Below are 16,533 nucleotides of genomic sequence, written 5' to 3' on the forward strand. Positions count from 1 at the left end.
TACATCGTTTTACAATATAATAATTCTTATTTTTATACTGATATTTATTATCAAAAAGGTTTTAAATGGATCTTAAGCTTCGCCTTCTCTCCCTGAGTATTGCACAACTATGCTGTATTCCAGCTGCTTTTGCAGACACGAACAACTCTTCAACTACTCTTGCAACTATCAAAATTAAAGCCCAACAGGCATCTGACCAGACTTATAAAGTGGATAGTTCCAGTAGTGCTACGCGTAGTGAAATTGCATTACAAAATACCCCGCAATCTGTGAGCGTAGTAACCCAAAAAGTAATTGAAGATATTGGTGCAACTCGCTTAGTTGAAGCACTTGATTTAGCTGGTGGCGTGACTCGTGCTAATAACTTTGGTGGTCAAGGTTTAACTGGTTTTAACGTGCGCGGGTTTACCAGTGGTGAGTTTTATCGAAATGGGTTTCCAATTAACCGTGGCTATCCAAATGCGCCGGATAGCAACACTATTGAACGTGTAGATGTTTTACGTGGTCCCTCTTCTAGCTTATATGGCCGTGGTGACCCAGGTGGTACGTTTAACTTAATTTCTAAAACACCAAAGTCTGAGCAACAAACCACTTTAGGGGCACAGCTCAGTAGTGAAGGTTTATATCGCACTACCGTAGACACGACAGGTACTGTACCCGATGCAGAAAATATCGGTTATCGCCTAAATGTGATTGCAGAAGGCGGTGATAGTTACCGTGACCATGTTGAATCTAAACGTTATGGCATTGCTCCAGTCATTCAATGGCAAGCTACTGATGCCACCAAAGTTACTTTTGAAGCCGATATTTTAAGAAACCAACATCCACTCGACCGTGGTCATACACGTTATCCAACACAGAAATCCTTTAATAGCTCACCAGAAACCTATTTATGGGAAACGGGTAAATACTACAATCGACTCTACAATGATAACAATATGACTCAATTACGAGTTGAACATGACCTTGGGAATGACTGGAAGCTAAATGCTGGCGTGCAATATTTAAATGGCAAATTGCATGGCTATGCAGTAGAAGGAAATGGCATACAGGCTGATGGAGAAACATTAGGGCGAAATTACAATTATCGCGAATTAAAATGGCAAGATACCGATGCCCAAATTAACCTTACAGGCAATTTCCAGCTTTTAGGTTTAGCACATACTTTAGTGACTGGGCTTGAATATGAAAATTATGATTATAAGTCATACATTATTCGCTCAAGCGGAGATATCGGTAGCTACCCTATTAATATTTATAATCCGGTTTTAGGGCAACCTTTACCTGAGCTCAATCGTGTAACCACACATGACCGTGAAAACTTAAAAACAACGGCCCTTTTTGTACAAGACCAAATCGACTTAAATGAGCGTTTAAGTGCACTCTTAGGCTTACGATTTGAACATTACGAGCACGATTACAAAAACCTATTACCAAATACTACCAACTGGAATACCAGTCATGATGCATTTATTCCACGTTTAGGCTTAGTTTATAAAGCAAGTGATGACCTTTCACTCTATGGCAATGCTGCAAAATCTTTTAAACCAAATACTGGCGCCAGCCGTAACGGAGAAGGTTTTGATCCTGAAGAAGGTACGGCTTACGAGTTAGGTTTTAAATGGCAAGCACTTGATAATATGTTATCAATTGATTCCGCTATTTTTTACGCTAATAAAGAAAATGTCTTAACACTAGACCCTGTTGATTCAGCTTATAAAGTCGCTGCTGGCGAAGTTCGTAGCCGTGGCATTGAGTTAAATATTGCTGGTCAAATTACACCAGCTTGGAAAATTATTGGTGGATATGCTTATACAGATGCGGAAGTAACTAAAGACAATACTTTGCAAAAAGGAACAGCTCTAGCCAATATTCCAAAGAATAGTTTTAATCTTTTAAATATCTATGAATTTCAGGATGGTCCTTTACAAGGCTTAGGTCTAGGCATCAATCAAAAATATATTGATAAACGTGCAGGTCAGACAGCCAATAGTACCTATATCATGAAAGGTTATGCAGTTACAGATTTGGTTTCTTATTATCAGGCGACACCAAAACTTCGTCTTAACTTAGATGTGAAGAACATTTTTGATAAAGTTTATGATGAAAGTGCTTTCAATTTATATGCTTATCCGGGTGAATCACGTACCGTTCAATTAGGTATGAGCTATACGTTCTAAATTGAGTATAAAGGTACTATTTCATCCTTAGAAATAGTACCTTTACTTTAAGAAATTTTTACGCTGACTTACGTGAATTCACGCGTCCTTGAACAACAGCCTTAATATTACCCTTGGCATAATTTAAAAACACAATTAAAGGTGACAGTTTAGGATTTGGCTTTTTACCCTGCCCAATGGCTTTAAATTGTGCTGCATACCAAATGATTTCCATAATCGCCATTTTATCGACAAAAGGTAAACCTGTTTTAATCGGTTTTACTGCATAACGAACGTCTTGGCCTGCAATTAAACGGTCTGTTAAATCTGTTTCAACTGCAAGTGGACGAGCAATACCAATAAAGTCACACGCACCGCTCGCTAGCGCAGCATTCATGCCTTCCACTGTACGGAAGCCGCCTGTCACCATAAGCTTACATTTAACATGCTGACGGATTTTTTCAGCAAAATCTAGAAAGTATGCTTCACGTGCAATAGTACTTGCCTTACGTTTATCAGCTTTGGCACCAGCCATTGCAGGCGCTTCGTAAGTTCCACCTGAGATTTCAATTAAATCGATCCCAGCTTCATCAACTGCTTTAAATACCGAAATCACATCTTCTTCGCTAATACCGCCGCGTTGGAAGTCAGCAGAGTTGAGCTTAACTGAAATAATAAAATTCTCTGAAGTTGCTTCACGTACCGCTTTATAAACTTCTAGTAAAAAGCGAGTACGGTTTTCAACTGAGCCTCCCCACTGGTCTGTACGTTTATTGGTTAATGGTGATAAAAACTGGCTAATTAAATAGCCATGTGCACCATGTAACTGTACCCCTTCAAAACCCGCCTTTTCACAAATACGAGCAGCGTTCGCAAAACGTTTAATAATATCCAAAATTTCTTCATGCGTAAGAGCACGTGGAGTACCAAACATAGTCGCTAAAGCTGGGCTAAAAGGAACTGCCGAAGGTGCAACTGTTTCTTTATTTAGGCCCTTTGGACACTGACGACCAGGGTGAGACAATTGGATAAGTTGTACCATCCCATATTGTTTACCGACTGCTGCCCATTCTTTTAAACGCTCTAGGTCACGCTCGGTTTCAATCACCACTACCCCAGGTTCGTTTTTGGCCTCTACATTGACCATAACATTTCCAGTAATCGCACAGCCCAAACCACCTTTGGCCCATGCACTATACAAGCCTAAATGTAAGTCATTCGGCTGGCCTTCATAGTTTGCAAGTGCCTCACTCATTGCACCTTTAATAATCCGGTTTTTAAATGTGGTATTTCGAATTGTGATTGGTTGTGCAATCTGGCTCATGGTTAACCTCTTTTAATATTTTAGAGCAATTACTCTAATTTAGATGAGTTATAGGTCATGTCAAGGGAAAATCGATAACTGACAATAGCACATGTCAAATTTAAAAAATATAAAAAAATGCAACTTTTTGCATTAAAAATTTAAATAAAATTTATCTTTATAAAACATAATTTTATTAAATAAATTTAACAACTTGTCGCAATTAATTGCTTGGTATATTCAGTTTTTGGGGCATTAAACAACTGCTCAGTCAACTGATATTCCATAACTTTTGCATGTCGTAATACCATCACTTTATGACACAGTGCTTTGACCACATTTAAATCATGGCTAATAAAAATATAGCTCAAGTGCTCTGTTTGTTGTAAACGTCGTAATAATTGAATCATCGCTTTTTGCGTGGATCGGTCTAAGGCAGACGTTGGTTCATCTAAAATTAAAAGTTTAGGTCGAACTACTAAAGCTCTCGCTAAAGCAACACGTTGTCGTTGCCCACCAGAAAGTTCATGTGGATAGCGATGTTGAAAGCCCTCTGCCAACTCAACTTTTATCAAAGCTGATTCAACTTGCTGTTTAATTTCTTTATCAGTTATCGCTTTGACTTTTAACCCTTCAGCAATAATCTGCCCTACCGTCATACGTGGGTTTAGACTACCAAATGGATCTTGGAAAACAATCTGTAAGTCTGACCTGATCTTGCGTAAAGCTTTTTGTTCTAAGTGGTTTATATCTTGCCCTAGAAAGTTAATCTGTCCCTCACTTTTAATTAATCGAACCAGAGCCAAAGCCAATGAAGATTTTCCGGATCCACTTTCACCCACAATGCCTAATGCTTCGCCTTGAGCAAGCTCAAAATTTACATTTTCAACCGCATTGGTATAACCCTGAATTCGGTTAAAGAAACCACGTCGTATTGGATATTTAACATTGAGTTGTTGAACAGATAAAATTTTATGACTGGTTGAACGTTGCTCAGCGAAACCAAGGTCATGTTCTAATAATTGCTGGGTATAAATTGACGCAGGATTTTTAAAGATCTGCTGAAGCTGACCTTGCTCTACAACTTGTCCTTTGTGTAATACAATCAGCTCATCGGCATAACGGCGTACCAAATTTAAATCATGGCTAATTAAAATCAGTGCCATACCATATTTGCTTTGCAAAGATTTTAATAATTCTAAAATTTGCGTCTGTAAAATCACATCAAGCGCGGTAGTTGGTTCATCTGCAATTAAAATTTTAGGTTGAAGAGCTAGCGCAGCCGCAATCATTACCCGCTGTTTTTGACCACCTGAAAGTTCATGCGGATAACGTTTTAAAATGTACTCTGGATTAGCGATTCCTACATCTTTTAATAATTGAATTACCTGCTGCTGAGCTTTCGATTTTGATCTACCTTGTAAAATAAAATTTTCACCGACAATTTTTTCAACCCGATGTAATGGGTTTAAAGCTGTAGAAGGCTCCTGAAAAATCATGGCAATATGATGGCCACGTAAATAAGTTCTAGTCTTTTCGTCTATTTCTAAAATATTTTTTGAATCAATAATAATACGACCAGATGTTTTTAATTTTTCTGGTAATAATCCCATCATCGCCAAACAGCTTATTGTTTTACCTGAACCACTTTCACCTACAATTGCAAGCGTATCACCAGCTTGTAAGTGTAAATTGAGACCTTCCAATAAAATCTGATCTTGCGTAGAGATTGAAAGGTTTTCTATTTTTAGCAAGGTAGCATCTTCACTTAAGTTATTTTCTTGGGTCAAATACATCGCGTGCAGCCTCCCCAATATAAATTAATAATGACAACACAAAAGCAAGGCTAAAAAATCCTGATAAAGCCAACCAAGGTGCATCCAAGTTATTTTTACCTTGTAGCAATAATTCACCTAAAGAAGCTGCATCTGGTGGTAAGCCATAGCCCAAGAAATCAAGTGCGGTTAAAGCAATAATATTAGTGGCCAAAATAAAAGGTAACTGCGATAGGCTAGAACTTATGGCATTTGGCAAAATGTGCTTAAAGATAATTGCTCTATCAGTTACACCTAAAGCCTGAGCCGCACGCACATAGTCAAGTTGACGCGCTTTTAAAAATTCGGCACGGACAATTCCCACAAGTACAGTCCAGCTAAAGAACAGCATAATAAAAAATAGCCAATATACATTTGGGGTAAACATGCTGACCAAAATCATGACCATAAAGAGCATGGGTAACCCATTCCAGACTTCTACCAGTCGCTGCCCCAACAAATCAACCCAGCCACCATAGTAGCCTTGTATAGCGCCCACAAAAATGCCAAGTAGTGCTGCACAACCTGTTAAAGCCAAGCCGAAAAGTAATGAAACTCTAAGCCCATAGAGAATACGTGCAAGCACGTCTCGCCCTTGGTCATCTGTCCCTAACCAGTTCTGCTTAGAAGGTGGCGATGGCACAGGTACAGCCAAGTCTAAATTAGGAGTCTGGTAAGAAAATCTTATGAGGGGCCAAATAGTCCAGCCTTTATGATTAATGAGTTCTTGTACAGCGGGATCTTTATAATCTGCTTCTGTTTCAAACACGCCACCAAAAGTGGTTTCGGGATATGTTTTAAAGATAGGCAAATAATAAGCGTCCTCATATTTCACCAACAATGGTTTGTCGTTAGCAATGAGCTCAGCAGCTAAGGACATCATCAAAATAAGACTAAACAAGATAAAGCTTGCCCACCCTAATTTATGTTGCCTAAACTTTTGCAGCCGTGACCGCACAATAAAAGACATTATTTGCCTCCTTGTGCGTCAAAGTGAATACGCGGATCAATCCATTGATACAGTACATCGCAAATAAGACGTAAAAGCAGGCTAAACAGCGTGAAGAAAAACAATACGCCAAAAATAACCGGATAGTCTCGCTGAACAATTGCTTCAAAGCCCAACAATCCTACACCGTCTAGGTGAAAAATAATTTCAATAAAAAGATTTCCCACAAAGAAAATGCCTGCTAAAGCCTCAGGCAATCCAGCAAGAACCACTAGAATGGCATTACGGAATACATGTTTATATAAGACTTGCTGGCTATTTAAACCTTTTGCATAAGCTGCCAAGACATAAGGTTTATTGAGTTCTTCTAAAAATGAATATTTGGTTAAATAAGTTAAGCTCGCAAAACCACCTAAGATCATGGTAATAAGCGGCAACGTCATGTGCCATAAATAGTCCGTAATTTTTCCGAACCAACTCAATTGATAAAAATTATCTGACACTAGGTTTTGTAATGGAAACCACTGAAAATATGAACCGCCAGCAAAAAAGACAATAAGCAGTATGCCAAAGACAAAGCTGGGTACTGCATAACCCACCACTAGCAATAAAGAAGTGGAACGATCAAACCATGTCCCTTGTTGCTTCGCTTTTTTAATTCCAAGTGGAATTGAAATAAGATAAATCAGCAAAGTGCTCCATAGCCCAAGTGAAATTGACACAGGCATTTTTTCCCAGAGCAGCTCAACCACTGATTTATCTTTAAAAAAGCTTTGTCCAAAGTCTAAAGTCAAATAGCCTTTTAACATCAGTAAAAAACGTTCTACTGGAGAATGGTCAAACCCGTATTGGGCTTTAATTTGCTCGACCATTTCGGGACTTAAACCTTTAGCACCTTGATAGTACATTTCAGTGCCTAATACACGCCCTGCTCCTAAGCCACTTTCTACTTCATGAATTGCCTGTTCAACTGGTCCACCCGGTGCAATTTGCACGACCACAAAGTTGATCAATAAAATAATGAACAACGTTGGAATCATTAAAAGAAGTCGCTTTAGAATATATGAACCCATATAACAGGATTTCCTTTAGGTACGTGCTTTTATTGTTGATGTAAATATTGAGCAACTTTCTTAGCTTGGTTTGCATTACTCCACCAATACTCTATACCGGCAGAGAGCACAGGTTTCACTTTAGGCTGCTGATACATATTCCAGTACGCATACCAATAATCCCCTTTTCCATAAGTCGGGATCTGGTAATATCCTGCACGAAGTAATCGGTCAAGAACATGAGTATAAGTGATTTGCTGTTCACGGTCTTTGGCAGTGACCAGTTTTGAAATCACCTCATCAATTACCGGATTACGAATACCAGCGTAGTTATAGTTGCCATCTTGAACTGCTGCGGCACTTCCCCAGAACTGAGCCTGTTCATTGCCCGGATTTAAAGATTGCGGCAAATTCATCGTAGTCATGTCAAAGTCATAACGGCGTGTACGCTCTAAATATTGCGGCGCATCAACCTGCCGTAAATTAATATTAATTCCTAATTTTTTTAAATTTCTTACAAATGGCATCAGTGTTCTTTGTTTGCCATCTTGCTGAATGAGAAACTCAATTTTTACAGGTTTGCCTTCGGGTGTATATAATTGCCCTTCTTTAATTTTATAACCCGCTTGAATCAACAACTGTCTAGCAATTAATAAATTTTGCCGGTTAAAACCACTAGCATCTGAGGCTGGATATTTCCAATCAGCCAAAACAGCTTTTTGCATGACTGGAGAGAGCTTTGGTAACAGAGGCTTTAATATGGCCATTTCATTGTTTGAAGGACGACCTGTCGCTGCCAAATCACTATTTTCAAAATAACTTTGTAGTCTTTGATATTGTCCGTAAAACAAAGCTTTATTTTGCCATTCAAAATCATAGGTATAAGTCAAGGCTTGTCTAAAGCGGATGTCATTGAAAGGTTTGCGCCGTGTGTTAAAAACATAACTCTCGGTTGCAATGGGGTTATGATGTCTAAATTTATATTGCGTTACCAAACCTGCTTTTACAGCCGGAAAATGATAGTCAGTGACCCATTTTTTTGGATTAGTTTCTTCATGCAAAGTATATTGCCCAGATTTAAAACCTTCGAATGCAATGTCCCAATTTCGGTAATAAACATACTTTAAATGATCGAAGTTATAGCGTCCTTTATTAATAGGTAAGTCTTTTGCCCAATAATTTGGATTACGTTTATAACTAATACTCCGACCTGCATCAATTTTCTCAACAACGTAAGGCCCTGAACCTATAATCGGTTGCAAGCTAATACGGGTAAAATCACGTTTCTGCCAATCTGCTTTTGAGTAAATCGGTAAACTCGCCACAACAAATGGCATTTTAGGATTATGGCTGGACTTAAAAGTGAATTTAACTTGATGTGGGTTTATCACTTCTGTTTTCGCTAAGTCTGCAAGATACATTTGTAGACCAAAATTAGATTTGGTTTGATAGGTATCAAAGCTAAATTTCACATCTTCAGCTGTTACGGGCAGTCCATTACTAAATCGAGCTTTTGGGTTTAAATAAAAAGTAACCGACTGGGTTTTTATAGGATCATACGAAACTTTTTCTGCCAAGAGTGGATATAACACGCCCACTTCATCAAGTGACTGGGTCATTAAAGTATCAAAAAGATAATTTACCCCTTCTGTCGCATTTCCCTTACCGTTCATACTGTTTAAGTTATCAAATGTCCCTTGCGCAGCCTGACTCAATACTCCGCCTTTAGGTGCATTCGGGTTGGCATAAGGCATAGAAGCCATTGCCAGATATTTAGGCTTAGAATGAATTGCGATATACGGCGTGGTTTGCTGAGCAGAGAATATAACTTGCGAAAAAACACTGAGCCCGACTAGCAGGCTCAGTTGAGAATATAACTTTTGCATAAAGTACTAATTATTCTATAAATTAGGCACTTTAATGATATCGCCAATACGCAATTGAGTCGACGGTGTTAGGTTGTTGAGTTCCGCCAATAAAGTGGTTTCTAAACCATATTTACTCGCAAGACCAATTAAGGTATCACCACGTTTGACTTTGTATTCCACTACAGTTTTTGGAATCACAATATTTTGTCCACGCTGTAAATTGGCATTTGCTTTTAATGCATTCATTTCAGCAAGTTCACGAACTGAAATACCCGCACGACTCGCAATAGCATTTAACGACTCACCAGCTTTAACCGTGTACTTTTCAGTATTTTTTCCTGCAACTACAGCTTTTGGAGACGATTTCGCCGTATCCGTTTTAGCTGTTTCTACTGTTGGTAAATCACCTGTTAATTTTAAGCGTTGACCAACACGAACATTACTGTTGCGAGACAAACCGTTCAATGCAGCGAGGTAATCTAACTGTAAATGATAGCGGTTAGCGATATTTCCTAGGCTATCACCAGATTTAACTGTGTAGGTTTCTGGTGTTTCTTCTTTGGTATTTTTAGCCGAAACTTTGCTAGTTGTTTCAACTTCACCAGTTAATTTTAAACGCTGACCAGCACGAAGGCCTGCAGTACGTGACAAACCATTCAAATCAGCCAAATAACTGGTTTGTAAGTTATATTTAGCTGCAATTGCATTTAAGCTATCGCCTGACTGCACAACATATTGGTCAGGAACTGATGCACCAGCCGGAACTTTTAGAGTTTGTCCCAGTTGGACATGACTGTTGGCTTTTAAGTTGTTCAGTTCAGCAAGCTCAGCTAGGCTAATTTTAGACTTGGTCGCAATGCTTGATAATGTGTCGCCACGCTGTACTTTATAACTTTCAGTTTTATATGATGGACCTGCTGCAAGCTTTTCATATTTACCAGAAGCCTTGCTGTCATCAACTTCATCAACAGTGATTTCTTTTGCAGGTACATTAATTTTTTGGCCTACAATTAAATTACTACCAGCTGATAACCCTGGTGTTAGGTCTGCCAACTCTTGATTAGATAATGCATAACGGTCTGCAATTAATTTCAAGTATTCGCCACGTTTAACCGTATAACTCTTTGTTGCAATACGACGTGTACTTGCTTGAATTGCCTTTGGCTCTACTTTAGCAGCACGATTACCTTTAGGTTCTTTTAACTGTAATTTTTGCCCTACAAACAAGCCATCTGTTACAGACAAATCGTTATATTCAGCTAGCTGTTTCACTGACAAATTAAATTGATTTGCCACTCCTGTTAAACTGTCATTTGCTTGAACAACATAGACATCAGGTTTAGCTGCCGATTTTGCCGTAGTTTCCGCCTCTTGAGGCTTAGCATCATAGAGATATAGACTGGTTCCTACAAATAAAGTCTTTTCAGGGTCAATCTGGTTCCATTTAGCTACATCACGCCAGTTCACACCATTCTTCATGGCAATAACTGCTAAAGTATCGCCAGGCTGTACTGTATAAGTACTACGCTTACCTTTAGGTTGTACAACCACAACATCTGTATCAGTTTTAATATAAGGCTTATCTTTATTGCGCTGAGCATCTTCAGAGTTTGCAAGAGTTGCATCTTCAGCTAAAGTTTTTGGATAAGCAAAACCTTTACTTACTTCTTTACCTTGCTGCTCAGCAACAGATTGGCTGGTCTGAATTGCGGTTAACTTAATTTTGCCGTCATACGGATCGACAATTTCTGTACCCTGAGGTGCAAGTGCTTTTAACTCGGCAACAACTTGATCTTTTTCAGCTTGAGTAGCTTGAGGCTCTAAAGCTTGATCAACTGTTTCCTTTTCCCCTTCAGCACGCACTGCCGCTAAAATTTTCTCGCGTTCAGTTGCTGAAATTGGCGGTTCCGTTCTCACAGGTTTGATATTTGCAGCCGGAGTGACCGCAACAGGAATACGTGGTGCACTTGGTACATCAGCTGACGCTGCAAAAGCAGCTAGCGCATCAGAACCACGAGGTGTTGCAGTTTTTACTGTTACCGAGCTGCTACTTGTTTTAGCAGGTGTCGATGATCTTACTGGCTGAGCTGGAGTTGATGGAGTAGTTCTAACTGTGACTGAAGTTGAAGTCGTTGTGGTCGGCTTAGACGGCGAAGTAACACTTGCCCACCAGCCTGAACTTCCACCTGCTTTCATCCCTTTTAGCTTGTTATCAACTGAAGGACTTATATCAGCTGGAATCAAAATACGCATTGGACTTGCAGGGTCTATTGTTTCACCACGATAGCCTGGGTTTAATGCATATAACTCAGCACGGCTAAGACCCGTCACCGACGCGATTTCATTTAAAGATAATGGTGCAGATAAGGTAACTTCACGGAAATGGGGTCTGTTTGCAATCGGAGGTAACGAAACCCCATAAGCGCGTGGGTTTTTAATAATTTGTGCAACAGCCAAGAAACGCGGAACATAGTTCATGGTTTCTTGCGGTAATTTTAGTGACCAATAGTCTGTTGGCAAACCAGCAGCCTGATTTCGGTTAATCGCTTGTTGAATACGACCCGGACCAGCGTTATAAGCAGCCAAAGCTAATTCCCATGAACCGAACTGGTTATATAAGCTTCCTAAAAACTCATAGGCAGCACGAGTAGATTCCACAACATCACGGCGTCCGTCGTACATACCCGTTTGTTGTAAACCATAAATACGACCAGTACTTGGAATAAATTGCCATAAACCCGCCGCCGCCGCACTACTTGTTGCAGCTGGGTCATATGAACTTTCAATCACTGGTAATAATGCAAGTTCGGTTGGAAGACCACGGCGTTCTGCTTCTTTAACAGTATGATATAAATAACGACTTGCGCGAGCACTTAAGCGGTCAAGGTAGGGCTGACGTGAGATAAACCAACTACGCTGCGCTTCAATACGTGGATCCCAATGATTAAGGTCCATTTTGAAGCCTACGGCCATACGCTTCCAGACATCACCGTGTTTTAAAATAAGTAAACGGTCGCCCTCTACAGCACGCATATCTGTTGCTGAAAGTAAGTCTTCTAAAGAGTCCAGACTGCTTGCATCAAGATAGCCTGCTCCACTCACCTGTTTTGTTTTCGAGGTTTTTGCAGATTGCGGAGTCGAAGAACAGCCTGTTGTAATACCCAACGCAGCTAAAGCAGAGCTAAGGACTGTAATTTTGAATAATGATGCTGCAGATGGCTGCCACACAAATGTGGTTGGTTTATACATAAAAACTTCCAAACAACTCGCGTAATATTTCTTGGGGTCTGCCCACAAACCCTAGGTCTTCGATGCCATTGTAGTAAAGCATGCAAGATAGACAAGGCAATAATTTAATGTCATTTGCATGGAAATGTTACAAGAAATTAAAAAAAGCTTGCTTTGTAACGATGGAACCGAACTTTTTGCGTATACAATACACCAAATTCAGCTCTTTTTCTTTCAGTTTAGGTTTCGATTTATGTCTCAAACAATCACACTGTATGTTGATGGTGCATGTCGTGGCAATCCGGGTTTAGGCGGTTGGGGTGCATATGTCATTACCGAGCAGGGTGAACATAAATTATTTGGCGGTGAACCCGACACAACAAATAACCGTATGGAACTTACTGCGGCTATTGAAGGAATTTCTTTTTGCCCTCCTGATGCTCAATTAATTGTCTGGACAGACTCAAATTATGTGAAGCAAGGTATTACAGAATGGATTCATGGTTGGAAAAAGAAAAACTGGAAAGATGTTAAAAATCCTGACCTATGGCAAAAACTCGATGCCGTTTGTGCGGGTAGAAATATTGAATGGAACTGGATTAAAGGCCATGCAGGACATGCAGGTAATGAAATGGCTGACCAACTTGCGAATTTAGGTGCAGACAAAACTGCTCAAGAACTTAAGCAACCACAGTCAGCCACTGTATCGCAAGATATAAAAAAGCCTGAACAGGACTGGTTACTAGACGATCCTTTCGGATTCGATCTGGTTGAAACAACCGAAGATGAAACAGTCACTTTAGAGCAGACACAAGAAGTTGAGATGATTGTTGTGGATGAAGAAATGAATGTAGTTGAAGCTGTAGAACAAGAAGAACAACAGCAAAATACCAATATTCATCCACAAATTGTGATGACTGAAGCCAAGCTTAAATTACAAGGCCCAAGACAACTCATACTCGATACGGAAACAACTGGTTTCTATTTTCAAGATGGTGACCGCATTATTGAAGTCGGTGCCATCGAAATGATTAACCGTAAGCTTACGGGCAGTTCGATTCACATTTATATTAATCCTGAAAAACCAGTGGGTGACTCTGTTCAAGTCCACGGTATTACTGATGAGTTTTTGGTCGACAAACCAAAATATGCAGAAATTGCAGATACCTTATTTGAATATCTAAAAGGCGCAGAAATTATTGCCCATAACGCAACCTTCGATATGAACTTCTTAGATATGGAGTTTAAACGTGTTGGGTTACCTGCTCTTTCAGAAGTTTGTGAAGTTACCGATACTTTAGCTTTAGCGAAAAATAAGCATCCTGGGCAGAAAAACTCACTTGATGCCTTAGTTAGACGTTATGAAATTCCAGCGCGTGACCGTACTTTCCACGGCGCATTACTCGATGCTGAAATTCTTTCTGATGTTTACTTGGCAATGACAGGTGGTCAAGTTTCCTTTGATATGGATGCCCTATCGCAAAGTGAAAGTGACCAGCAAAAAACGACCAAAGCTAGAGTTCAAATTGAATTACCTGTTATTTACCCTTCAGATGAAGAGCTAAACATACATGAGACTTGGGTCAAAGAATTTGAGAAAAAACATGGAGAACCTTGCCTTTTTGCAAAATAAATTTTTGATTCTCTAATGTTTTTTTAGTTTCCCCTTTTGCAAGTTAAGTTATATTAGTCGTATAGATTTTTAGCTCAAACTATTGAGCCATGACGAATATAACAATTGATTTTTTTGCAAAGGGGAATTTTTATGTCTGAGCATAATTCGATTCAATTTGATCCAACAGCGTTGCTCATCATTAAAAATGAAATTGATAATTCAATAAAACTGGTGGAAGGCGCTGTAAGTACCTTAATTGAAGAACAGGCTCTCCCTTTTGGTATTGATGATGCATTAGAACAATTTAAACAATGTACTCAAGTCTTACGTCTCATTGATATTCCGTATTTGGCAAAAATCACTCAATATTCAACCGAGTTGATGCAAAAGATTATGGCGAATCCAGAGCGCATCAATACCGATGACGTTGTTGCTTTAAGTGAAGGCACAACCATGGTTAAACGTTATATTGAGTTCATCTGTTTACGTGAAGTCGAAGTACCTCAGTTTCTTTTAGACACCTTAAATAATTTAGAAAAAGCCTTAAATAAGCCACTAACCTCTTCTGGACAACAGATTGCGTCAAAGCTTTCAACAGTTTCACTTGAGTTACCGTTACCCGAAGTGCTTATTAATGAAAGAACTCAGTTTATCCATCAGCTTTATAAATTATCACTACATCAATTTTTAAATAAAACTGAAAGTGCTCGAGACTTTCAAGCATTTAAACTGATTGGCAGTTATTTAGTGAGCATGGCTCAAGGTCAACCAAGCCAGCAATACTGGCAATTGGTGAACTCTGCCTTTAGTCATATTGATGAACTTGTTTTAAATGATGCTCGCCTACGTGTGTTCATTAACCTTGAAAATGCCATAAGTTTATTTTTAGCTTCACCTGAAGGCTTTGAAGCAAACTTAACTGCTCTAGCAGATATCCTGAGTATTGTGATTGGACAAGAAGACCAACTTGCGCAGCAAATCCGTAGTCAGTTAAACATTGGTCATGAGTTTCTCACCGACACTCAACTTAAAGCACTGAGCCAACACTTGTATGGTCCAGACTTTGATACCATGCAAACGGTAAGTCAATTAATCTTAAGCGAAATGAATAAAGTTCGTAATGATATTGAATATAACTACCAAAACATGTCACCAGAAAAAGCTCAGCAACTACAAAGCAATCTTATGCAGCTTGCTCATACTTTTAAATTACTCAACTTAAATGAAGCTGCTTCAGAGCTTTCTCAACAAGCCAGCAGTTTAAGCCAAATCAATATCTTGAGTAACGAAAACTATGCTCAGCAGTTGATGAAAAGCATTTTATCTGCCATGAATGCCATTGGTATTTTGGTGCGCCATTATTCATCTAACCGTCTACAAATTCGTGTGAACAATACCAATATCTCTCTAGATCGTTTAGATGAAGCACATCAGACATTATTGAATGAGACCAAAAATTTAACCGATTTTGTATGCCAAAGTTTGACTCTCTATGCCAACGATCAAACTCAAAATATTGAAGCAATTGCAGGCTCTTTAAAAGAGTTGGCTGGCGCGGCTGAATTTTTAGGAAGCACAGTTCAACAAAATGCTTTGCTTGAAACTGCCAAATTTGTACAAAAGCAAATCGATCAAAATCAGCCTTTCAATCATGATCAGATTCACTGTATTTTTAACGTTTTAGCTGGGCTAGATATGTTAGTTGACAATTTAAAAAATAAACAGCCTGTTCTACAATCCATGTTTGATGTAGCATTGCTAAGTAGTCAACAACTTCAAAAAAAGGCAGCTTAATGTCTGAGTTATCACTTGCTTATATTTTTCATCATCAACAATTATTGGTTGACCAAAACCTTCAATTACCCAAAGTCGAAAAGTTAGCAAGTGATCTCCTTTTCACTCATGATGAACAGGTCATTGCACGTGACCTGTTGAGTGAAGAAGCCATTCCGGAAGGTCTGCAACTCGTTCCAATTCGTCAACTTATTTCCAACTGGTCAAAAGAACAATTTTTACAGGCAAGTCGTGCTGTACAGTTGCTCGAATGGCGACGTAATCACAAGTTTTGTAGCCACTGTGGGCATGCTACCGAAGTACACCCTACAGAATATGCTATGGTGTGCCCTTCTTGTCGCTACCACCAATATCCGCGTGTAAACCCATGTATTATCACCATCATTACTAAGGGCGATGATGAAATTTTATTGGCGAAATCTATTCACAATAAAACCAATATGTATGGCTTGATCGCAGGATTTGTAGAAGTTGGGGAAACGCTTGAAGAAGCTGTTCAGCGCGAAGCTTTAGAAGAAGTGGGACTTAAACTCAAAAATATTCAATATATGTCAAGCCAACCCTGGCCTTTTCCAAGCAATCTCATGATTGCATTTAGAGCTGAATATGAGTCAGGTGAAATTTCTTTGCAAGAAGATGAAATTGCCGATGCGCAGTTCTTTAAATTTGATCAGCTACCTGAAATTCCATTTAAAGGCAGTATTGCACACGCAATGATTACGCAGATTACTCAAGCGAAGTAATCTGCGCT

At 39.2% G+C, this 16,533-nt stretch carries 10 protein-coding genes; 4 read left to right on the top strand and 6 right to left on the bottom strand.

The features are described 5' to 3' along the window. Positions 1–65: 65 nt before the first annotated feature. Positions 66–2,180, top strand: coding sequence for a TonB-dependent siderophore receptor (locus NQ782_RS12790; RefSeq protein ID WP_057094727.1), 2,115 nt, complete (start codon positions 66–68; stop codon positions 2,178–2,180). A gap of 58 nt (positions 2,181–2,238) precedes the next feature. Here the strand turns inward: NQ782_RS12790 and NQ782_RS12795 are convergent, their stop codons facing one another. From NQ782_RS12795 to NQ782_RS12820, 6 genes are all read right to left on the bottom strand, one after another. Next, positions 2,239–3,483: an NADH:flavin oxidoreductase/NADH oxidase family protein gene (locus NQ782_RS12795; protein WP_005129274.1), complete on the bottom strand. Its 1,245-nt coding sequence runs from the start codon at positions 3,481–3,483 to the stop codon at positions 2,239–2,241. 185 nt (positions 3,484–3,668) lie between these two features. Beyond that, positions 3,669–5,258 (bottom strand): ABC transporter ATP-binding protein, encoded by a 1,590-nt coding sequence (locus NQ782_RS12800; RefSeq protein WP_057094446.1) that lies wholly within the window; start codon positions 5,256–5,258, stop codon positions 3,669–3,671. Then, complete coding sequence (locus NQ782_RS12805; RefSeq protein ID WP_016686195.1) at positions 5,236–6,246, bottom strand: ABC transporter permease; 1,011 nt, start codon at positions 6,244–6,246, stop codon at positions 5,236–5,238. The genes NQ782_RS12800 and NQ782_RS12805 overlap by 23 nt, the downstream gene beginning before the upstream one ends. Then, a complete protein-coding gene (yejB, locus tag NQ782_RS12810; RefSeq protein WP_032034254.1) occupies positions 6,246–7,298 on the bottom strand; it encodes a microcin C ABC transporter permease YejB in 1,053 nt (350 codons plus the stop codon). Before yejB ends, NQ782_RS12805 begins: the two co-directional genes overlap by 1 nt. Positions 7,299–7,327: 29 nt before the next feature. Continuing rightward, a complete protein-coding gene (locus NQ782_RS12815; protein ID WP_057094448.1) occupies positions 7,328–9,163 on the bottom strand; it encodes an extracellular solute-binding protein in 1,836 nt (611 codons plus the stop codon). Between the two features lie 15 nt (positions 9,164–9,178). Beyond that, positions 9,179–12,394 carry a LysM peptidoglycan-binding domain-containing protein gene (locus tag NQ782_RS12820; RefSeq protein ID WP_057094450.1) on the bottom strand — a complete coding sequence of 1,072 codons (3,216 nt, stop codon included), beginning with the start codon at positions 12,392–12,394 and terminating at the stop codon, positions 9,179–9,181. 232 nt (positions 12,395–12,626) lie between these two features. On the opposite strand from NQ782_RS12820, the gene dnaQ reads away from it, so the two are divergent. The 3 genes from dnaQ (at position 12,627) to nudC (ending at position 16,525) form a co-directional block, all read left to right on the top strand. Continuing rightward, positions 12,627–14,006, top strand: coding sequence for a DNA polymerase III subunit epsilon (gene dnaQ / locus NQ782_RS12825; protein WP_000084042.1), 1,380 nt, complete (start codon positions 12,627–12,629; stop codon positions 14,004–14,006). 132 nt (positions 14,007–14,138) lie between these two features. Then, entirely contained in the window at positions 14,139–15,782 is a 1,644-nt protein-coding gene (locus NQ782_RS12830) for a hypothetical protein (protein WP_001289243.1), read from the top strand. Then, positions 15,782–16,525, top strand: a complete 744-nt coding sequence (nudC, locus tag NQ782_RS12835) for an NAD(+) diphosphatase (RefSeq protein ID WP_001292948.1) — start codon at positions 15,782–15,784, stop codon at positions 16,523–16,525. The genes NQ782_RS12830 and nudC overlap by 1 nt, the downstream gene beginning before the upstream one ends. Positions 16,526–16,533 lie beyond the last annotated feature (8 nt).

Source organism: Acinetobacter sp. BD54, from assembly GCF_044778325.1.
GTDB lineage: Bacteria > Pseudomonadota > Gammaproteobacteria > Pseudomonadales > Moraxellaceae > Acinetobacter > Acinetobacter baumannii.